Raw genomic sequence first — 21260 nt, forward strand, 5'->3', positions numbered from 1 at the left:
ACGGGAAAAGGGCGCTATGATTTTGTCACGCGTCTAATCCCTCCGCCGGTGTTAGCCGGATCAGGTTCCGCGGGTTGGCCGGTGAAAGCCTCTCAGCCAGATGTCTTCGAAGACATAAGGCACCCCGTTAGAGCGTTGGCAGGTTTAGTCCTGTGACGAAGGGATGACAAGGGGATAAAAAGAGGATGATTCCCTTGTCGATTGCAGGACCGCGTTTTTACTCGGCAGCGTGGGCGGCTGCCTGGCTGTCGAGCTTCTTGGCGGCACTGGGCAATTGCACGTTCTTCAATATGATCGCCGTCAGCAGGCCGAGGAAGCATATGGCGGCGGCCGTCATGAACAGCGGACTGAAGGCGCTTGCATAGGCATTGGCAACGCTTTCGCGCGTGGCCTCCGGCAGGGCCGCCATCATCTTCGGCGTCAGTTCCTCGATGTTGGCGACGCCCGGAATGGAGAGGCCGATATTGCTGAGCTTGGCGGCGATGATGGCGCCGTAGATGGAAATGGCGATCGAGGCGCCACCCATGCGCGAGAGCGTCACGGCGCCGGTGGCGGCACCGACGTCACCCCTTGCGGCGGCATTCTGCACGCCGATGACCGGGACCTGCTGTGCCAGGCCGATGCCGATGCCGTGCAGCAGCATCAGGGCGCCGATGAAGACGATCGGCGTGCCGGCATGGACCTGCGCCAGCGTGGCGAAGGCGATGGTGCTGCAGGCGGCGCTGGCGATGGCGAAGGGCTTGTAGCGGCCCCTGGCCGAGATCAGCCGGCCGGCCGAAAGCGAACCGCATACGATGCCTCCGGTCAACAGGATGAACAGAAGACCGGCCATGGAGGGTGACAAGCCGGTTGTCGTCTGCAGGAAGAGCGCGAAGTAGTTGACCATGCCGATCGCGACTGCACCGCTGGTGACCGAGATGATCAGCAGCAGGCCGAAGGTCGGGTTGCGGAACAGCGTCATGGGTACGATCGGCTCCGGCGCGCGGCGTTCGACGAAGACCCAGGCCAATGCGCAAAACGCGCCGAAGGCGATGATCCCAAGGCATTGCGGCGAAAGCAGCGATCCGAAAAGCTCGGTGCCGTCGGCGGCAAGCACGATGCTGGTGGTGGTTAGCGCAAGGAGGAGTGCGCCGGCGTAATCAATCTTCGGTTTGCGGGCCGGTTTGCGATACGGCAGCATGAGGGCGAGGCCGGTCAGAACGATAAAGCCGATCGGCACGTTGACGAGGAAGATCGAGCGCCAGCCGAAGAGGTCGCTCATCGTGCCGCCGAGAACCGGGCCGATGGCGCCGGAGGCCATCAGCACCAGGCTGGAATAGCTTTGATAACGGGCGCGTTCGCGCGGCTCGAAGAGATCGGCGTTGACGGCGAAGATCGACACCAGAATGCCGCCGCCGCCAAGGCCCTGCAGCACGCGGGCGGCGATCAGCGTGTTCATCGATACCGCAAGGCCGCAAACGGCCGAGCCGACGGTGAAGATCGCGATTGCGGTCATCATCACATATTTGCGGCCGAAGAGGTCGCCGAGCTTGCCGTAGACGGGCATCGAGGCGGAAAGGGCGAGCAGATAGGCCGAGCCGATCCAGCCGAAGCGTTCCAAATGCCCGAATTCGCCGACAATGGTCGGCAGCGCCGTCGAGACGATCTGGTTGTCGAGGGTTGCCATGAACATGGCGGTCATCAGGAAAAGGAAGAGAATCAGCCGGCGGCGATGATCCGCCACGAGTGGCGCGTGCGTGACTTGCATATCCATGGGACGAGAAATCCGAGCTTGCCGAAACGCTATGCATTCGATCGAACGCATGGGAACGCCCCGGTTCCTGAATGCGGAACGTGGCGTTTTCGGGCAGGTCTTCGAAAGCGGACGTTCCGGAGCAACATATGTGCTATCAGCATATAATTGTCAATGGCAAGTGAATGCTGTCTGCATATTTTAATTCCTGTCCGTCTCTGATATGTTGGAATGATGACAACAGCAACGAACACACGAGAAGTTGAAGCCTCGCCGCTGCCCGAAGACGAAAACCTGCTGCGCATCGGGCAGGTAATGACGCGCATGCGCCTGATGACCGGCCGCCGCATGATCGGCCGGCTTGCCATCCAGAACGTCGCGCCGGGTCTGGAGCTTTCGCATCTCGACGTCATCGATGCCGTGAGGCGCGCGGAAGAGGCCGGCGAAGTCACGGTCGGAACGATCGCCGACATCCTGCGCATCGATCCATCGCGGGCAAGCCGCATCGTCGCCGAGATGGTCACCCGCGGGGTGCTGCGCCGCAAGGCCTCGCAGGCCGATGCGCGGCGCATTGTCGTCGTACTGACCGCGCTTGGGCAAAGGTTGCTTGCCGAGATCCAGGCGCAGAAGTTTTCGGTCATCGAGAGCATTATCGCCGACTGGTCGACGGAGGATGTCGAGGCTTTCTCGCTGCTGTTCGATCGGTTCGTCGGCGGTTATGAGCGGGTTTTCCAGGCGCGCATCAAGGAAACGGACGGCTGAGCGGCCGACGCTGCCGTTCTTGCCAACAGCGCTCTTCCCTAGTGACGCGTCTTTGCGCTATGGGCTTGGCACATGAGCCAATCCACCACCTTCACCATCCTTCTCGGCGGCGAGCTTCGTCTGACGGACCGGCTGCGCGCCGCGGTCGCCGGTAGCCGGTTCATCGCGGCGGATGGCGGCATGCGCCATGCCGTGGCGCTCAATGCGACGCCCGAGCTCTGGGTCGGCGATTTTGACTCGACGCCGGCGGACCTGCGGGGCGCGTTCCCAAATGTGCCCAAGCAGCCCTATCCGGCGGCAAAGGCGGCGACCGACGGCGAGATCGCTATATCGGAAGCGATCGACCGTGGAGCGACGCGGCTGATCCTTGCTGGCGCGATGGGCGGGGAACGTTCGGACCATGCGATCCAGCATATGCTCTATGGCGTTCAGCTTGCCGAAAAAGGTTTCGACGTGCTGCTGACCTCAGGCGACGAAGAGGCCCTGCCGCTGCTGCCGGGTGAACTGGAACTGGCGCTGCCGGCCGGCTCGCTGTTTTCCGTCCTTGGCTTCAGCGATCTGACGGGTCTCTTCATTCACAACGCTCGCTATCCCCTGCGCGATTTCCATCTGCCTTTCGGCGCATCGCGTACTATTTCCAATGTGGCGGAAGGCCCTGTGCGCCTTTCGCTCGGCAGCGGCAGGGCGATCGTGCTTGCCCGCCCTTATGATCTCAGCGGAGTCTGATCTTGGCCCCTCCTATCCTGAAACTCGATGATATCTTCCTGAGCTTCGGCGGCGCGCCGCTCTTGGCCGGCGCCGGGCTGCAGGTGGAGCCGGGCGATAAGATCTGCCTTGTCGGCCGCAACGGTTCTGGCAAGTCGACCCTTCTCAAGATCGCTGCCGGCCTCGTCGAGGCCCAGTCCGGCGACGTGTTCCGCCATCCGTCGTCAACGGTGCGCTATCTCGAGCAGGCGCCGGATTTCGCCGATTACAAGACGGTGGCAGCCTATGCCGAAGCCGGGCTTGGCCCGGGCGACGATCCCTATCGCGTCATCTATCTGCTCTCCCATCTCGGCCTGACCGGCGAGGAGGACCCGAGGACTCTTTCAGGCGGCGAGGCGCGCCGCGCGGCTCTCGCCCGCGTTCTCGCGCCGGAACCGGATATCCTGCTGCTCGACGAACCGACCAACCATCTCGACCTGCCGACCATCGAATGGCTGGAAGGCGAGCTGCAGAAGAGCCGCAGCGCACTGGTGCTGATCTCGCACGACCGGCGCTTCCTGGAAAAAGTATCGACCGCGACCGTCTGGCTCGACCGCGGCACGTCGCGGCGGCTCGATCGTGGCTTCGCCTTCTTCGAAGCCTGGCGCGACCAGGTGCTGGAAGCCGAGGAGCTGGAACAGCACAAGCTCGGCAAGGCGATCGAGCGCGAGGAACATTGGCTGCGGTATGGCGTGACCGCGCGGCGCAAGCGCAACATGCGCCGCCTCGGTGAATTGCAGGACATGCGCGCGCGTCATCGCGGCCACAAGGGCGCTCTAGGCACCGTACAGGCGGCAGCCTCCGATGCGCAGGAGAGCGGCAAGCTGGTGATCGAGGCGGACAAGATCACAAAGGTCTATGACGAACGCGTCATCGTCGCGCCGTTTTCGATCCGCGTGCATCGCGGCGATTGCATCGGTCTCGTCGGCCCGAACGGCGCTGGCAAGACGACACTGCTGAAGATGCTGACCGGGCAATTGGCAGCGGATAGCGGCACGGTCAAACTCGGCACCAATCTGGAGATCGCTACCCTCGATCAGAAGCGCGAGGACCTCAATCCGGAGGACACGCTCGCCAACTATCTGACGGATGGCCGCGGCGAAAACCTGCTGGTCAATGGCGAGCAGCGGCATGTCACCGGCTATATGAAGGAATTTCTCTTCCAGCCGGAACAGGCGCGCACGCCGATCAAAAATCTTTCCGGTGGCGAGCGCGCCCGGCTGATCCTGGCGCGCATCCTGTCGCGGCCGACCAATCTCCTGATCCTCGACGAACCGACCAACGATCTCGACATCGAGACGCTGGACCTGCTGCAGGAGATCGTCGCCGGCTTCAACGGCACCGTTATCCTCGTCAGCCACGACCGTGATTTCCTCGATCGTACCGTGACTTCGACCATCGCGCCGGCCAATCCCGAAGAGCCGGACGGCCGCTGGATCGAATATGCCGGCGGCTATTCCGACATGCTCGCCCAGCGCAAGGGCGCGATCGACGAGCGCAAGCGGGCCGAAAAGGCAGCCGAGAAGCCGAAGGCAGCGGAGACGTCAGCAGCCACCGCCGAGGCTTCGAAGGGTAAGGGCAAGCTCTCCTACAAGCAGAAATTCGCCCTAGAAAACCTCCCGAAGGAGATGGCGAAGGCCGAAGCTGATATCACCGCCCGCGAACAGAAAATGGCCGATCCCAACCTCTTCGCCAAGGACCCGGCAAGCTTCAACCGTCTTGCGGCCGAGATGGAAAAGCTGCGCGACAGCCTGACGAAAATGGAAGAGGAATGGCTGGAGCTGGAGATGCTGCGGGAGGAGCTGGAGGGCTGAGACGCGGCTCAAACCGTGTCATCAACCTTTCATAGCCATCGGTATATTAAAGAAAACAGATGGTTGCAGCCGATGCTATTCCCTGTTGTCGAATTCGATAAACTGTTTATACATTGTGTTGAAAGTACCAGACCAGAGCATCCTGCTTTCAGGTAAACATCCCCTCCAAGCGAACAGATGCTCCAGGTTCAAACGTCCAGAGCGCCCCTTCTGCGTTTAAACCAACGCACGGCGTTCCAGAGCTGGAGGACGCCGCGGATCGTCAGTCATCCGCGACGCATTGGGAAGTCCGAAGAGACCTGACGAAATTCCGCCGCTGGCGGTGACGGGTCCTTCGCGGAAGGCTGCAGGCAGACATCACGAACGCTTGACCCGGCAGTTTTGCCGTAGGTGATCTATTGTCCAGGGGGTCCTTCATGCCGATGACGCTGGCGCGTGTCGCTTTATTGAGCTGTGCAATTGCTGTTTTCCCGGGATCTCAGGTGCTGGCGCAGAGCGCGCCGCCCGCGGCACCCGTGACGGTCGCCAAGCCCGTCGTCCGCGATGTCATCGACAGTGATGAATTCATCGGGCGCTTCCAGGCGGTGGACGAAGTCTCCGTGCGCTCGCGCATCGGCGGCTATCTGCAGGAAGTCCATTTTCAGGACGGCACTATCGTCAAGCAAGGCGACCTGCTCTTCGTCATCGACCAGCGGCCTTATGTCAACGCGCTGAATGAAGCCACGGCTTCCCTGGAGGTCGCGAAATCGACGCTGACGAATGCCGATGCGCAATTTGCGCGCACGCAGGCACTGGCGGGCACCGGCAGTTTGTCCGCATCCAATCTTGACGATCGCCGTCGCGATCTGATCTCGGCGCAGGCAAATGTCCGCGGCGCGCAGGCGGCGGTCGATCGCGCCTCGCTCGACATGGAATATACCAGGATTACCGCACCGCTCAGCGGCCGCATCGACCGGCGTCTGATTTCGGTCGGCAACCTCGTTCAGGCCGACCAGACCGTTTTGACCACCATTGTTTCGCTCGATCCGATCGATTTCTATTTCGACGTCGACGAGCGCCGGCTGCTTTCCTATGCCGATGAAGCGCGCAAGAACGGCAGTGCCCTGCAGCAGGGCGGCGGCGGCCTCGATGTCACCGTGATGATCGCCGATTCGCGCCAGAAGCCGTTCAAGGGCAAGCTCGATTTCGCGGAAAACCGCGTCGACAACCAAACCGGTACGATCCGCGTGCGCGCCCGCTTCCCCAATCCGGATCTCATCTTGCAGCCCGGCCTGTTCGGCCGCATTCAGGTCGCGGGTTCCAACAGCTACAAGGCGGTCCTTGTTCCTGATGAGGCCATCGGCGCCGATCAAGATCAGCGCGTCGTCTATGTCGTCGGCGCCGATGGCAGCGTTACCCCGAAATCCGTGCGGCTTGGGCCGAAGCTTTACGGCTACCGCGTCATCCGCAGCGGCATGACCGGTGACGAAACCATCGTCGTCAACGGGCTGATGCGTATCCGGCCCGGCGTCAAGGTTGCGCCGCAATTGATCCAGCTTCCGCAGGAAGCAGCGAACGAAGAGGCGCCGGCTCAGGCATCGGTCCAGGGGTCGGACCAATGAGATTCTCCCATTTCTTCGTCGACCGGCCGATTTTCGCGTCGGTCCTTTCCATCGTGCTGCTAATCGTCGGCGGCATCGCCTATTTCCAGCTTCCGGTCGCGCAATATCCGGAGGTCGCGCCACCGACGATCGTGGTGCGCACTTCCTATCCGGGCGCTGACTCGCAGACCATCGCCGATACGGTGGCGACGCCGATCGAGCAGGAGGTCAACGGCGTCGAGGACATGCTCTACATGTCCTCCTATTCCAGCGCCGATGGTTCGATGTCGCTGACCATCACCTTCAAGCTCGGCACCGATCTCGATAAGGCGCAGGTTCTGGTCCAGAATCGCGTCTCTATCGCCGAACCGCGCTTGCCGGATGAAGTCCGCCGCATCGGCATCACAACGGTCAAAAGCTCGCCCGATCTGATGATGGTCGTGCATCTGCTCTCGCCGAGCAATCGCTACGATCAGCTCTATATTTCCAACTATGCTCGCACACGCATCCGCGACCTTCTCGTCAGGCTCGACGGCGTCGGCGACGTGCAGCTCTTTGGTGAGCGCCAATATTCCCTGCGCATTTGGCTCGACCCGGAAAAACTTGCCGCCTACGGCATGACCGCCGGCGATATCGTCCAGGCATTGAGGGATCAGAACGTGCAGGTATCGGGCGGCTCGATCGGTGGACCGCCGATTTCGGGCACCAACGCCTTCCAATATACGGTGACGACCCAAGGGCGTTTTTCCGATCCGCGGCAATTCCGCTATGTCATCGTCAAGGCGACGGATAGCGGCCGGCTCGTGCAGTTGCAGGATGTGGCGCGTATCGAACTCGGCGCGCAGGACTATGTTACCAACAGCTATTTGAACGGCGCCCCTGCCGTTGCGCTCGGCATTTTTGCCCGGCCGGGCACCAATGCGCTCGCCGCTGCTGCAGATATTCAGAAGACGATGAAGGATCTGGCGCAGGATTTCCCGCAGGGCCTCGAATATCGCATCGTCTACAATCCGACCGAGTTCATCTCGGAATCGATCAACGAGGTCTATAAGACGATCTTCGAGGCGGCGATCCTCGTCGCCATCGTCGTGCTGGTCTTTCTGCAATCCTGGCGAACGGCGATCATTCCGATCGTCGCCATCCCGGTATCGCTGATCGGCACCTTTGCCTTTCTGCTTGCCTTCGGCTTCTCGCTGAACATGCTGACGCTGTTCGGCCTGGTGCTTGCCATCGGCATCGTCGTCGACGATGCGATCGTCGTCGTCGAAAATGTCGAGCGCAATCTCGCGCTCGGGATGACGCCGAAAGAGGCGTCGCACGTCACCATGAACGAGGTCGGCACGGCGGTGCTGGCGATTTCGCTGGTCCTTATCGCCGTGTTCCTGCCGACGGCTTTCATTCCCGGCATATCGGGGCAGTTCTACCGGCAGTTCGCGGTGACGATTTCCGTTGCGACGGCGATTTCCTGCCTGAATTCGCTGACGCTGTCGCCGGCGCTTGCGTCGATCGTGCTGCGCCCGCACGACCATAAGAAATCGACGAACATCTTCTCCCGCTTCGGCCGCGCTCTTGGCAACGGTTTCAACCGCGGTTTCGACCGGATGAGCAGCGGCTATTCCTGGGTCATCAGTCATCTCGTCACGACCTGGGTGGCGCTCGCCTGCGCTCTCATCGTGTTTGCCGGGCTGCTTGGTGCGACGTGGTACATGGGCAAGATCGTGCCGCAAGGCTTCGTGCCGACCATGGACCAGGGCTATGCCATCGTCGTCGTGCAGCTTCCGGACGGCGCGTCGCTCGCGCGCACCAATTCGGTCATTCAGAAGGCGACGGAGATCATCAGGAAGACACCGGGCGTCGAAAATGCCGTTGCTTTCGCCGGCTTCAACGGTGCGACCTTCACGAATGCCTCGAATTCCGGCGTCATCTTCACGCCCTTCAAGCCATTCGAGGAAAGGTTGAAGAGCGGAGAATCGGCCAGCAAGATCATCGGCCAGCTCTATGGCAGCCTGCAAGGAATCCAGGAGGCCTTCATCATTGCCATTCCGCCGCCTTCGATTCGCGGCGTCGGCAATTCCGGCGGCTTCAAGATGCAGATCATGGACCGGGAAAATGCCGACATGCGCCGGATTCTCCCGCTTGCCTATCAGCTCATGGGTGCGGCCGCGCAGAACAAGGGTGTCAGCGGCGTCTTCACCACCTTCTCCGCCAACAGTCCGCAATATTTCCTGGCGGTCGATCGCGACAAGGCGCGGGCGTTGAACGTGCCGATCCCGAATATCTTCGAGACCTTGTCGATCAATCTCGGCACGTCCTATGTCAATGACTTCAACGCTTTCGGTCGCGTCTACCAGGTGCGCGCGCAGGCGGATCAGGAATACCGCATGGACCGCGACGATATCCTTGCTCTGAAGGTTCGTTCGGCAACCGGTGCGCTCGTGCCGCTCGGCACGCTTGTCGACATTCAGGATACGACCGGGCCGACGCTCGTTCAGCGGTACAACATGTATGTCTCGGTTCCCCTGCAGGGTAACCCGGGGCCGGGTGTTTCGACCGGCAGCGCGCTCGATACGATGGAGGGACTGGCAAAGAACCTCCTGCCGCCCGGCACCACCTTCGAATGGACGGAGCTCGCCTATCAGGAAAGGAATACCGGCAACACGGCGGTTTATATTTTCGCGCTGTCGGTCATCTTCGTCTTCCTGGCGCTTTCGGCGCAGTATGAAAGCTGGATCCTGCCGCTTGCCATCATCCTGATCGTGCCGCTGGCGGTGCTCGCTGCTCTCATCGGCGTGCATCTGAGGGGCATGGACAACAATATCCTGACGCAGATCGGCCTCATCGTGCTGATCGGCCTTGCGGCGAAGAACGCGATCCTGATCGTGGAATTTGCCCGCCAGGCGCAATTGGAGGGCAAGACTGCCGTTGAAGCAGCAATCGAGGCCAGCCATCTGCGCCTGCGGCCGATCCTGATGACCGCCTTTGCCTTCATCTTTGGCGTCGTGCCGCTGATGATCGCAACCGGCCCCGGTGCCGAGATGCGCCAGTCGCTGGGGACTGCGGTCTTCTCGGGCATGCTCGGCGTGACGCTGTTCGGCCTGTTCCTGACGCCCGTCTTCTACGTCGTGCTGCGCAGGCGTCGCCGGCAGGCGGAGGAGGCTGCGGCGGAAGCGTCTTCGGCCCACGATGCAGCGGCGCAGTAATGCCGATCAGAGATGCGGATTGCGCGGCCGGTATTTTTTGACCAGCCGCTGATTGATCTCCTTGGCGCGCGGCATGTTGGCGCTGAGATAGACCGGCGGGTCGCCGTCCTTGCAAAGCTCGGCGGCGACTTCGGCGAAGATGGCGTTCAGCACGGTCGCGCCGATCGCGGTCGACGCGGGCCCGACCTTCAAATCGCTCCCCGGCAGATCGATGATGGCGTCGCCCGGCGGCAGGCCGTTGTCGAGGACGATGTCGGCAATATCGGCCAAGCGCAGGCGGCCATTGGCAATGGCTGCGGAGTAGGCGAGTGAGGTGATGGCGATAACGGTCGCGCCGATCTCACGGCCGTAATCGGCGGCCTCGATCGGGGCGGCATTGACGCCGGAATTGGAGGCGATGATCAGGACATCGCCGGGCTGCATGCCGTAGCGCTCGAAAATCGGCCGTATCAGACCCTCGGTGCGCTCGTAGACCGAGCTGATGACTGCGCCTTCATGTAGCATGGCGGAGCCGACCAGCACCGGGATGGTGAAGGCCAGACCGCCGGCGCGGTAATGCACCTCTTCCGCCAGCATATGCGAATGACCGGTGCCGAAGACATAGACGCGCCGATCGGCGCGCGCCGCCGCTGAGATGACGTCGACTGCCTTTTCCATCGGCTCGGCAAGCGTTTCGCGCAAGGTTTCCAGCCGGCCAATGAGGGCGGAGAAATAGCTGTCCGTGACTGCGGTCATCTGTGCCTCTCTCGTTTGCTCTATCTCTTTGTTTCCACGCAATTCCGAATGGAAAGCGGCTCACGCACTTTTCCTGGAATTGCTCTAGGCCGATCGCTGGCCGGAAATCCACGTTGCGGTGACTTCGATGCCGTTGTTGATATGGACGAGATCGGCCCTCGTGCCGGGCGTCAGATATCCACGGTCGGTGAGCCGCAGGAACTGTGCCGGATAGGACGTCGCCATGCGCAGGGCTTCCGCCAGCGGCAATTCAAGGATGTCGACGCCGTAGCGGATCGTCGAGGCCATATCGACGTCGGAGCCGGCAAGCGTGCCGTCGTCCAGCGTCAGCTTCGAGCAATAGCCGCCCTTGGTGCGATAGACCGTGCGGCCGTTCAGGGTAAAGCTCGGAAGGTCGGTGCCGACGAGCGACATGGCGTCGGTGACGAAGAACAGCCGGCCTTCGCCACGCTTGGCGCGCAGCGCGATGCGCAGGGCTCGCGGATCGACATGGTGGCCATCGGCGATGATGCCGCACCAGGGCGCGGGATGGTCGATCGCAGCTCCCACGAGGCCCGGGGCGCGATGGCCCAACTGGCTCATGGCATTGAACAGATGCGTGACGCCACGGGCGCCTGCGTCGAAGCGGGCATCGGCCGCGTCCGCCGTGCTGTCGCTGTGGCCGATGCTGACGATGACGCCGCCTTCGTTCAGCGCCTGCACTTGGCGTTCTGTAACCTGCTCGGCCGCCATAGTGATCAACAGGGTGCCGATCGCTTCGCGGGCGCGGATGAAGGTCTTGACGTCGCCGTCTTCGACCGGGCGCATCAGTTCCGCGAGATGCGCACCCTTGCGGGCCGGCGCCAGATGCGGACCTTCGAGATGCAGGCCGGCGACGCCGCGATTGGCCTTGACGGCCTCGATGGCGGCTTCGATCGCCGCCGTCGTAGCTGCTGCGACATCGGTGATGAGCGTCGGCAGCACCGATGTCGTGCCGTAGGGACGGTGCCCCTCGGCGATCATGTACATGGATTCGGGCGAGGGCTCGTCGTTCAGCATGCGGCCGCCGCCGCCGTTCACCTGCGCATCGATGAAACCGGGGGCCAACACGCCGCCATTGAAGCGGATCGTTTCGGCATTGTCGGGCACGTCGTTCGCGCCTGTAATGGCGTGTACGCGGCCATTGCCGATCACAAGCGCACTGTCCTCATGAAACCGGTCGCCATCGAAGATGCGGGCGCCGGTAAAGACCTTGTAGTCCATCACATGGTCTCCGTTACCTTAAGAAGATTAGCCGGCTTATCCGGATCGAAACCCTTGCGCCGGGTCACTGACTCGATGAGGCGATAATAGCAGAGCAGCGACACCAGCGGGTCGAGCAGGCCGTTGCCGGTGCTCGGCATGCGCAGATTGATGCCGGGGAGGGGCGCGGTGGAGAAGGATACGGCGGTGGCGCCGAGCTTCTGCAGGCGCTCCAGCGCCTGGGCGTTGTTGGCGAAGGCCGCATCATCGGGTGAAAAGGCGACGATCGGGAAGCCCGGCTGCACCAGTCGCATCGGTCCGTGCATCAGCTCGGCAAGCGAAAAGGCTTCGGCATGCAGGCCGGAGGTTTCCTTGGCCTTCAGCGCTGCCTCCAGCGCAATAGCGAAGGCAGGACCGCGTCCGCCGGTATAAAGCGATGTGGCGTTGAACAGCACGTCCTCGGCGGCCTGGCCGTCGATCCCCGATGTCGCGGCTAGCGCTTCCGGCAATTTGGTGAGGCCGGCGGCAAGCGCCTGGTCTTTCGAGATTGCGGCAGTGACGCCGGCAAGTGCTGCGGCGGAGGCGATGAAGGATTTCGTGGCGGCGACGCTTTTTTCCGGGCCGGCATTGAGGCCGAGCACGATATCGGCCTCCTTGGCGAGCGGGCTGTCGGTGACGTTGACGACGGCGATTGTGGTGGCGTCGCCCTGTTTGGCGGCGGCCTGCAGCGCAATGATGTCGGGGCTGCCGCCGGATTGCGATACGGTGAAGTGGATGCCGCCCTTCAGGTGCAGAGGGGCGCCATAGACCGAGGCGATCGATGGGCCGACCGAGGCGACGGGCACGCCGTGGGAGATTTCGAAGAGATATTTGAAGAAAGTGGCTGCGTGATCGGAAGAACCGCGCGCCGCCGTGGTGATCAGGGAGGGGCGGGTGGAGGCGAAGAGCTTTGCGATTTCCGCAAAGACGGGCTTTTCTTTTTCAAGCAGGGCCGCGACGACGTCCGGCGACTGGCCGGCTTCCGTCAGCATCAGGGATTGGGTCTCGCTCATAAGTCATCTCCAATTCTCAATTCGGCAACGAAATCATAGGCATCGCCGCGATAATGCGAGCGGGTGTATTCAACGACGCGCTGGTCTTCCAGGCGTGAAATACGTTCGATCAAAAGCGCGGGCGCGCCGGCTTTGACGTTGAGGATCGACGCGGAGGTCGGATCGAGCGTCACTGCTGTCAGTCGCTGCAGAGCCCGGACCGGCTTGAAGCCGTTCCCAGCCAGCGCATCATAGAGCGAACCCTCTGAAACCGCATCCTCGCCGAGAAATTTGATCGGCACGACGGCGCGCTCGATGGCGAGCGGCTGGCCGTCCGCCAGGCGCAGGCGGTCGAGCCGCAGCACCGGCTCGTCCAGGCCGAGACCGAGCAGGAAGGATTCTTCGGGGGCAGGGGCGCTGACGGTGCGCGATAGGATCTTTGCCGCCGGCTCGCGGCCACGCGAGCGCATATCGGCCGAGAAGGAAGAGAGGCGCCAGAGCGGTTGTTCGATACGCTCGACGCGCTGCGACACGAAAGTGCCGCTGCCATGGCGCGACTCGATCGCGCCGGAGGCAAGCAGATCGCGATAGGCGGTGCGGACCGTGACGCGGCCGACCTGCAGCGCCTCGGCCAGATCACGCTCTCCCGGCAAAGCCGTTCCGGATTTCAGCAGGCCTTCCTGGATAAGGCCGGTCAGCGCCTGTGCCAGGCGTTTGTACAACGGGCCGGTCATGGCCTCGTCGCGCAGACCACGGCTGTTCAATTCAGCGATCAAACTGGTTCTATCCATGAGTTCTTTATAGAACCTATTTAGAACCAATCTGCAAGGTGAATCTGATCTATCGGCCAAAAATGAATCGACCGGGCGTGATGTGCGCCCGGTCGAAAAGGATGTCGTCAGCTCAATTCTTGGTGAAGATGTAGTCCGTTTCCTGCCGCAGCACTTCACCGGGGCGAAGGACGGCGTTCGGGAAGTTCTGGTGGTTGATGGCATCCGGCCAGACCTGAGTTTCCAGGCAGAAACCTGCGAAGGGACCGATCTTCTGGCCATCGTGACCGGGAACGGGCACATCCAGCTTGAAACCGGCATAGAACTGCACGCCGGGCTCGGTCGTGCGCACTTCCAGCGACACGCCGGAATTGACGCTGCGCGCCAGCACCACAGAGCGCTTGGCGGTGCGTTCGGATGACAGGCAGAAATTATGGTCGTAGAGCGCCTGTTCGGCGCCATCGAAGCGCTTCATCGGCGCCATTTCGCGGAAATCGAAGACGGTGCCGGCAACGGGACGCACTTCGCCCGTCGGTATCTGCTTCTCGTCCGTCGGCGTGTAATGGTCGGCGGCGATCATGATGTCGTGGCCGAGCGCGTCGTCGCGTCCATCGAGGTTGAAATAGGCATGCTGGCAGACATTGGCGAGCGTCGGCTTGTCGGTCGTCGATTCATAGGTGACCGAGAATTCGCCATTGCCATGTACCCAATAGGTCGCCTGGATCGTGCAATTGCCAGGATAGCCGGCCCGGCCGTCGGGATCGACGATCTTCAACACGACGCGGTCGGCGGCGTGCTCGACGATCGTCCAGTTGCGCTTGGCGGTGTTGTCCCTGCCGCCGTGCAGATGGGTAACGCCTTTTTCGTTGAGATCGAGCTGATAGTCCTTGCCGTCCAGCGTGAAACGGCCGGCGCCGATGCGGTTGGCGCAGCGGCCGGGTGTGGCGCCGAAATAGGAGGAATGGGCCGGATAATCGGCGAAATTGTCGAAGCCGAGCAGCAGCGCCGGGCCGTGGCCGTCCAGCCGCAGGTCCTGAATGACGGCACCCCAGGTCATGATATGGGCCGTCAGACCGCCGCCTGATATCTTGACGCGATAGACCGTTTCTCCATCGGCCGTCGTTCCGAAAACTTCCCGCTCCAAACTATCTTTCGTCATATCAACTCATCCATTTCTATCGAAAATTCGAGGCCAGACCCTGCCCCCATTTGCGCCGCTCCGCAACCGGTCCGATCGCGAAATTTAGGGGCGGGCAGAGGGGGATCAAGGCTGCATACGGCGTTCGCCGATAGCTTCGGACTGGCAAATTGCGCCGCAAATGTGCAGCGCGTACGACAGGCGGCCGATTTTCCCATCATCTGTGTGTGCTTTGCCTATACCGAGCAAGAGTGCTCGTTGCCTGATCCGTGAAGATGTGCGTTCGAGCTACGCCTTGTCGTAAAGAAGTTTAGCTGCCCGCCTGCTGAAAAACGCTTTGATCGATTGTTTCGACCCGTCCGCTTTTTCGGTTGTTATGATCACCATCAGCCTATCGCCGCGAATGGTAAGAAGGATATCGAACGCCTTTTGGCTATATTTTTCTATCTGGGCGTCCCATTGGCCTGTGCCTGCCGCGTAGCTCACATTTCCGTTTCTGCTCGTCTCCGCCGTGGCGCTCCAGCCGTTGTTTGCGCTGATCATCATGAATTTGCCCTGCCTTACTATTCCCACAAGGCATTTTTCGCATGGACCGGCGTCGGAATGGATCTGCTCCCACTGACCGGAGAAGTTACCTTCTTCCGATCTTGCCTGATGCGAGACCAACAAAACGGTTGAGATGAAGAGAAGCAATTTAACAGCGTAGCGCACGCACATCTCCACCAATTTCCCCGTGATCCGGGATAGTATTCACCAATGCCGCATGTTTCTTTCTACAAGGGGTTGTGGTGATTTGGTGGCATTTCGGCTTGCAAAGGCTGCGGCTGCCCCGAGGAGACGTAGCTCAGCGCGACAATTCCCTCGTCGCCTTCTCCAAGCCGCCGAGCGTCAGAGGATACATCCGCTCCGTAAGCAGGCGGCGGATGATGGAGATCGAGGTCGTGTAGCCCCAGTAATTTTCCGGCACGGGATTGAGCCAGACGCATTTGCGGAAATGGCCGGTGATGCGGCTGAGCCAAATATCGCCAGCCTCCTTGTTCCAATGTTCCACCGAGCCGCCGGGATGGGTGATCTCATAGGGGCTCATCGAGGCATCGCCGACGAAGACGACGCGATAATCCGGGCCGAAGGTACGGATCAGATCGGTCGTCGCGGTGGCATCGGCGCGCCGGCGGCGATTGTCCTTCCACACGCCTTCGTAGAGACAGTTGTGGAAGTAGAAATATTCCATGTGCCGGAATTCGGCGCGGGCCGCGGAGAATAGTTCCTCGACCACGCGGATATGATCGTCCATCGAGCCGCCGACATCGAAGAACATCAGCAGTTTGATGGCATTGCGCCGTTCGGGCCGGGTCTGGACGTCGAGATAGCCGTGCTCGGCGGTGGAGCGGATCGTGCCGGAAAGGTCGAGCTCTTCGGCCGCCCCTTCGCGCACCCAGCGACGCAGCCGTTTCAGCGCCACCTTGATGTTGCGGGTGCCGAGCTCGACGCTGTCGTCGAGGTTTTGAAATTCTCGACGGTCCCAGACTTTCGCCGCCTTGCGGTGACGGGACGCATCCTGGCCAATGCGCACGCCTTCCGGGTTATAGCCATAGGCGCCGAATGGCGCCGTGCCCGCCGTGCCGATCCATTTCGAGCCGCCCTGATGTCGGCCCTGTTGTTCGGCAAGACGCTCACGCAGCGTCTCCATCAGCTTTTCGAAACCGCCGAGCGCCTCGACCAGCTTCTTTTCCTCGTCCGCCAGATGTCTTTCGGCCAGCTTGCGCAGCCATTCATCGGGGATAGCGACCGCCTCAGCCGGCGCCGTATCGCCGCCGACGGCCTCGACACCGCGGAAATAATCGGCAAAGACCTGATCGAAACGGTCGATGAAGCGCTCGTCCTTGATCAGCGTCGCGCGGGCCAGATAATAGAAGGCCTCGACGTCGTAATCGGCGATCCCCTCTTCCATTCCCTCCAGAAGCGACAGGAATTCCCGGAGTGTCACCGGAACCTTTGCTTCCTTCAGCTTCAGGAGGAAGGGAATGAACAAGCTCAGAACCTCTCTTGGCCGATCTCCTCGAGATCATAAGGCGTCGTCTGGTAGATCTCGTTGATCCAGTTGCCGAAGAACAGATGCGCATGGCTGCGCCAACGGTTCTGCGGTGCGATCTCCGGGTCGTTATGCGGGAAATAATTATGCGGCATCTTGATCGGCACGCCCGCATTCACGTCCCGAAAATATTCGTCCGCCAGCGAAGTGGAATCATACTCCACATGATTGAACATGTAGAGCCGATTACAGGCCTGCTCGTGGACCAGGCAGACGCCCATCTCGCTCGATTCCATCAAGATCTGCAATCCCAGCACCTTTTCGATGTCGGCGCGACGCACTTCCGTCCAACGCGAGACCGGAATGGCGAAATCATCGGAGAAGCCGTTGAGATAGACCGAGGAGGGCTTCAGGTTCTGGTGGCGATAGACCCCGAAGGCTTTTTCCTTCAGCGTATATTTTGGCACCTTATGGAAATGATAGGCAGCCGCCATTGCGCCCCAGCAGACGTTCATTGTGGAATGGACATTGGTCGCCGTCCAGTCGAAGATCTGCTGCATCTCGTCCCAGTAGGTGACTTCCTCATAATCCAGCAGCTCGATCGGCGCGCCGGTGATGATGAAGCCATCATATTTGCGGTGCTTCACCTCCTCCCAGGTTTGGTAGAAGGCGAGCAGATGCTCTTCGGATGTATTCTTGGCCTTGTGGCCGCCAACGCGGATCAGCGAGAATTCCACCTGGAGCGGCGAGGCGCCGACAAGGCGCGCCATCTGAACTTCGGTCTTGATCTTGTTCGGCATGAGATTGAGAAGCCCGATCTGAAGGGGGCGAATATCCTGCCGGATTGCCACCGTTTCGGTCATCACCCGCACACCCTCGCTCTGGAGGGCTTCAAACGCGGGCAGCGTATCGGGAATCTTGATGGGCATCGTTGTCACTCGACCAAAAACAAAAAAACCGGCCGCGATAAGAATCGCTACCGGTCCGCACGCGGCCCTTTAGCGACTTTTTTAACGTGGCTGCAAGCCGGCCGGCCAAATCACCACGGGAGAAATTCAATAGACCTGCTACCCCGGCGGGTCAATGGGGCAAGCGTTGAAGGAAGCTGGCGGCCGCGCCCTATTTCGGATGTAGCCTACAGATGTTCAAGGAGTGCCTGCATGCCATAGCCCAGACGTTGCTTGGCGTCCTCGATCGGCAGCCAGAAGAAACGGAAGCCAATCGGATCGCCGCCGCCGAACGGCGTCATTTCGTAGTGAAGCCAGGTGGCAGGCGCCGTCTCGGAGATATGGCAGCGGAAATAGTGCCGGCGGTGATGGTGCTCGCGACCTTCCTTCTCGAAACGGTAGTCATGGACGTCGAGCGGATGGAGTTCGTCCGGCGCAAAACCGGTCTCCTCTTCGAATTCGCGCGCCGCCGCCGTTGCAATATCTTCGCCGGGTTCGACGGTGCCGCCGGGAACCTGGAGCTGGATGGCGGGAAAATCCGGCTCATCGAATACCAGCAGATGCCGGTCGCGCAACGCGTAGATCAAGACCTTCACTGCATCCGGCTGCATCATTTCCCTTGCCCGCGCGCCATGAAGGCCAGCCGTTCGAAGAGATGGACGTCCTGCTCGTTCTTTAGCAGCGCGCCATGCAGCTTCGGCAGCGCGCTCTTCGCATCGGCACGCAGGGTGGCGGGATCGACGTCGTCGGCGACCAGCAGGCGGATCCAATCGAGCGCTTCGGAGGTCGAGGGTTTCTTCTTCAGCCCCGGCACATCGCGGATCTCGAAAAATTGGGTGAGTGCCGCCCGCACCAGCGCCTGCTTGATGCCGGGATAGTGCACCTCGACGATATGCGTCAGCGTTTCAGCATCGGGGAAGCGGATATAGTGGAAGAAGCAGCGGCGCAGGAAGGCGTCTGGCAGCTCCTTTTCATTGTTCGAAGTAATGATGACGATCGGTCTGACAGCGGCGTGGATCGTTTCGCCGGTTTCGTAGACATGGAACTCCATGCGGTCGAGTTCCTGCAGCAGATCGTTCGGGAATTCGATGTCGGCCTTGTCGATCTCGTCGATCAGCAGCACGCATTTCTTCGGTGCCGTAAAGGCCTGCCAGAGCTTGCCTTGGCGGATGTAGTTCCTGACGTCATTGACGTGGGCGTCGCCCAATTGGCTGTCGCGCAGGCGCGAGACGGCATCATACTCGTAGAGGCCTTGCTGCGCCTTCGTGGTGGATTTGATGTTCCATTCGATGAGGTCGAGACCCAGGGCCGCGGCGACCTGACGAGCCAGTTCCGTCTTGCCGGTTCCCGGCTCGCCTTTCACCAAAAGCGGTCGTTCCAGCCGTATGGCGGCATTGACGGCGACCATCAGATCCTTGTCGGCAATATAGTCCGCGGTGCCGTGAAATTGCATTGGAAGGCTTTCATCAATCTTTCGGGCGCAAGCTATCCCTTGGCCTTATTCGGTTCAAGGCGTGAAACGGTGTATATACTGAACGTGATCACGCTGATGTAACGCATGGATGGACATGTGAGCAGGTCATGATTAACTGGGGATTAAGTGCGTTGCAGGGACCTGTTGATGGCAGTTGAAGCACAAGCCAAGCCGAATATCGAGAGTGCTGACCGGGTCGGTTACGACTTTAGCGTTCTCTATCGGCTGCGCATGATGTTTTCCGCTTTTTGGAATTCGGCGGTACGCATCAAGATTATTTCCCTTACGATCGCATTGTTCGTGATTATCCTGGTTACGGCGTACGTCCAGGTTCTTCTCAACAATTGGAATGCGCCATTTTACGATTCGCTGGCGCGGCGCGACACCCATGCGTTCTTCCATCAGCTCGGCGTCTTCGGCATTATCGCAGGCCTGCTTTTGGTCCTCAACGTCGTGCAGGCATGGCTCAATCAAATGACCGCGCTCTATATGCGCGAGGGCTTGGCGCGCGATCTCGTCGACCAATGGCTGCAGGCCAAGCGTGCGCTTCGTCTCGCCTCCTCCGGCTTGATCGGCGTCAATCCGGATCAGCGGCTGCATGAGGATGCGCGCAATCTGGCTGAAAGCACGACAGGCCTCGCGATCGGCCTGGTGCAGGCGACGATCCTGCTGCTGAGCTTCATCGGCGTGCTCTGGGAATTGTCCAGCGGCATGGTCTTCAATTTCAAAGGCATGAGCTTCTCCATTCCCGGTTACATGGTCTGGGCGGCGATCATCTATGCGGGGTCTGCCTCGTTCCTCAGCCAGTTCGTCGGCCGCCGGCTGGTGCGGCTGAACGCCGACCGCTATTCCAAGGAAGCCGAGCTGCGCTTTGCGCTGATGCATGCCAATGAGCATATGCCGGCGATCACCATTGCCGGCGGCGAGGAGAATGAGCGCCGGCGGATCAATCTCGATATCTCCGCTGTGCTTGCCGTCATCCGCCAGCTCGCCATCGCCAATACCAATCTCACCTGGGTTTCGGCCGGTTATGGCTGGCTGGTGCTGATCATTCCGATCCTGGTGGCTGCGCCCGCCTATTTCTCCGGCGGACTGACCATCGGTCAGTTGATGGTGGCGGTCGGTGCCTTCAACCAGGTCAATTCCGCCTTGCGTTGGTATGTCGCCAATTTCGGCCCGATCGCAGAGTGGCGGGCCACACTGATGCGTGTCACCGATTTCCGTCAGGCGTTGACGGAGATGGATGACGGCACGGTCATGCCGCACACCATTGCTTTCGATCATGCTGCGCCCGGTGAAATGGTCTGGACGGATATGGAGATTTCCACCAAGACCAGCGAGGATGTCATCGAGAACGGTTTCCGTATCCGCGAAGGCACGGTGACGATTGCCGCCGGCGAGCACATCATGGTCAACGGCGATCATGGCGTGAACCGCAGGCTGCTGTTCCAGTCGCTGGCGCATCAGTGGAACTGCGGCGCCGGCAAGATCAGCCTGCCGCCGATGGAAGACATGTTGTTCATGCCGCATACGCCCTATGTCCCGGGCGGTACGCTCCGCGAAGCGATCTGCTTCCCCGAGGATCGGGATGCCTATGAGGATGCCGCCGTCGAGGCCGCGATGGACAGGGTCGGCCTTAGCCGCCTGAAGAGCCGGCTCGATACGCAGGCGCGTTGGGATCGGCTGCTGGACAATGACGAGCAAAAGGCGCTCTCCTTCGCGCATCTGCTGCTGGCGCAACCGAAATGGATCATCCTCGACGAAGTCATGGAAGGGCTGGAGCCGGATATCCAGGCCAAGTTCTCGGCGCTGCTGACGGAATTCACCGACGCCACCGTCATCTATATCGGCCGTTCCGAAGCCTATCTCCAGGCAATGTCGCCGCGCGTGCTGCACCTGCAGGCACTGGTGCCGCACGAGGAGGTCGTCGCCGAAGTCGTGCCGCCGGCCGTAGCGATACCGGATATAAGCCCCAAGAGGGCGAATTCGCCGTCGCGGTAGTTTGGGGCGATAGTCAGGCACGGCTACGGACGACGCAATTTTCTGCCTGGCCCCTCCCCCCGCTCTTGTAACTTATCAT

Annotated in this window: 17 protein-coding genes and 2 riboswitches; of the genes, 6 read left to right on the plus strand and 11 right to left on the minus strand. The window is 61.0% G+C overall.

Going from position 1 to position 21260, the window contains the following annotated elements:
* Nucleotides 1-20: 20 nt before the first annotated feature.
* Nucleotides 21-137, minus strand: a riboswitch (TPP riboswitch).
* An 80-nt stretch (nt 138-217) separates the two neighbouring features.
* Nucleotides 218-1753 carry an MDR family MFS transporter gene (locus QD357_RS06185; RefSeq protein WP_107109810.1) on the minus strand — a complete coding sequence of 512 codons (1536 nt, stop codon included), beginning with the start codon at nt 1751-1753 and terminating at the stop codon, nt 218-220.
* Nucleotides 1754-1966: 213 nt separating this feature from the next.
* Here QD357_RS06185 and QD357_RS06190 point away from each other — a divergent pair, with 213 nt between their 5' ends.
* From QD357_RS06190 to QD357_RS06210, 5 genes are all read left to right on the plus strand, one after another.
* Nucleotides 1967-2494, plus strand: a complete 528-nt coding sequence (locus tag QD357_RS06190) for a MarR family winged helix-turn-helix transcriptional regulator (RefSeq protein ID WP_107109951.1) — start codon at nt 1967-1969, stop codon at nt 2492-2494.
* A 72-nt stretch (nt 2495-2566) separates the two neighbouring features.
* Nucleotides 2567-3220 carry a thiamine diphosphokinase gene (locus QD357_RS06195; RefSeq protein WP_107109809.1) on the plus strand — a complete coding sequence of 218 codons (654 nt, stop codon included), beginning with the start codon at nt 2567-2569 and terminating at the stop codon, nt 3218-3220.
* Between the two features lie 2 nt (nt 3221-3222).
* Nucleotides 3223-5052, plus strand: coding sequence for an ABC-F family ATP-binding cassette domain-containing protein (locus QD357_RS06200; protein WP_414124116.1), 1830 nt, complete (start codon nt 3223-3225; stop codon nt 5050-5052).
* 416 nt (nt 5053-5468) lie between these two features.
* On the plus strand, nt 5469-6653 hold the full coding sequence (locus QD357_RS06205; protein WP_107109807.1) for an efflux RND transporter periplasmic adaptor subunit: 1185 nt from the start codon (nt 5469-5471) through the stop codon (nt 6651-6653).
* Nucleotides 6650-9832: an efflux RND transporter permease subunit gene (locus QD357_RS06210; protein WP_107109806.1), complete on the plus strand. Its 3183-nt coding sequence runs from the start codon at nt 6650-6652 to the stop codon at nt 9830-9832. The genes QD357_RS06205 and QD357_RS06210 overlap by 4 nt, the downstream gene beginning before the upstream one ends.
* Before the next feature lie 6 nt (nt 9833-9838).
* Here the strand turns inward: QD357_RS06210 and QD357_RS06215 are convergent, their stop codons facing one another.
* From QD357_RS06215 to QD357_RS06260, 10 genes are all read right to left on the minus strand, one after another.
* Entirely contained in the window at nt 9839-10567 is a 729-nt protein-coding gene (locus tag QD357_RS06215) for an SIS domain-containing protein (RefSeq protein ID WP_107109805.1), read from the minus strand.
* A gap of 84 nt (nt 10568-10651) precedes the next feature.
* Entirely contained in the window at nt 10652-11809 is a 1158-nt protein-coding gene (gene nagA, locus QD357_RS06220; protein WP_107109804.1) for an N-acetylglucosamine-6-phosphate deacetylase, read from the minus strand.
* Entirely contained in the window at nt 11809-12840 is a 1032-nt protein-coding gene (locus tag QD357_RS06225) for an SIS domain-containing protein (protein WP_107109803.1), read from the minus strand. Before QD357_RS06225 ends, nagA begins: the two co-directional genes overlap by 1 nt.
* Nucleotides 12837-13610: a GntR family transcriptional regulator gene (locus QD357_RS06230; protein WP_107109802.1), complete on the minus strand. Its 774-nt coding sequence runs from the start codon at nt 13608-13610 to the stop codon at nt 12837-12839. Before QD357_RS06230 ends, QD357_RS06225 begins: the two co-directional genes overlap by 4 nt.
* A 112-nt stretch (nt 13611-13722) precedes the next feature.
* A complete protein-coding gene (locus QD357_RS06235) occupies nt 13723-14748 on the minus strand; it encodes an aldose epimerase family protein (protein ID WP_107109801.1) in 1026 nt (341 codons plus the stop codon).
* Nucleotides 14749-15015: 267 nt separating this feature from the next.
* A complete protein-coding gene (locus tag QD357_RS06240; protein ID WP_146144007.1) occupies nt 15016-15438 on the minus strand; it encodes a hypothetical protein in 423 nt (140 codons plus the stop codon).
* Between the two features lie 133 nt (nt 15439-15571).
* A complete protein-coding gene (locus QD357_RS06245) occupies nt 15572-16759 on the minus strand; it encodes a vWA domain-containing protein (protein WP_107109799.1) in 1188 nt (395 codons plus the stop codon).
* 2 nt (nt 16760-16761) lie between these two features.
* Nucleotides 16762-17688, minus strand: coding sequence for a homoserine O-acetyltransferase MetA (gene metA / locus QD357_RS06250; RefSeq protein ID WP_107109798.1), 927 nt, complete (start codon nt 17686-17688; stop codon nt 16762-16764).
* Nucleotides 17689-17737: 49 nt separating this feature from the next.
* Nucleotides 17738-17815, minus strand: a riboswitch (SAM riboswitch).
* Between the two features lie 79 nt (nt 17816-17894).
* Nucleotides 17895-18317, minus strand: a complete 423-nt coding sequence (locus tag QD357_RS06255) for an NUDIX hydrolase (RefSeq protein ID WP_107109797.1) — start codon at nt 18315-18317, stop codon at nt 17895-17897.
* Nucleotides 18317-19159: an AAA family ATPase gene (locus QD357_RS06260; protein ID WP_107109796.1), complete on the minus strand. Its 843-nt coding sequence runs from the start codon at nt 19157-19159 to the stop codon at nt 18317-18319. The genes QD357_RS06255 and QD357_RS06260 overlap by 1 nt, the downstream gene beginning before the upstream one ends.
* A 168-nt stretch (nt 19160-19327) precedes the next feature.
* Here QD357_RS06260 and QD357_RS06265 point away from each other — a divergent pair, with 168 nt between their 5' ends.
* Nucleotides 19328-21181: an ABC transporter ATP-binding protein/permease gene (locus tag QD357_RS06265; RefSeq protein ID WP_107109795.1), complete on the plus strand. Its 1854-nt coding sequence runs from the start codon at nt 19328-19330 to the stop codon at nt 21179-21181.
* Nucleotides 21182-21260: the final 79 nt, after the last annotated feature.

The organism is Rhizobium sp. BR 317 (genome assembly GCF_047445835.1).
Lineage (GTDB): Bacteria > Pseudomonadota > Alphaproteobacteria > Rhizobiales > Rhizobiaceae > Rhizobium > Rhizobium paranaense.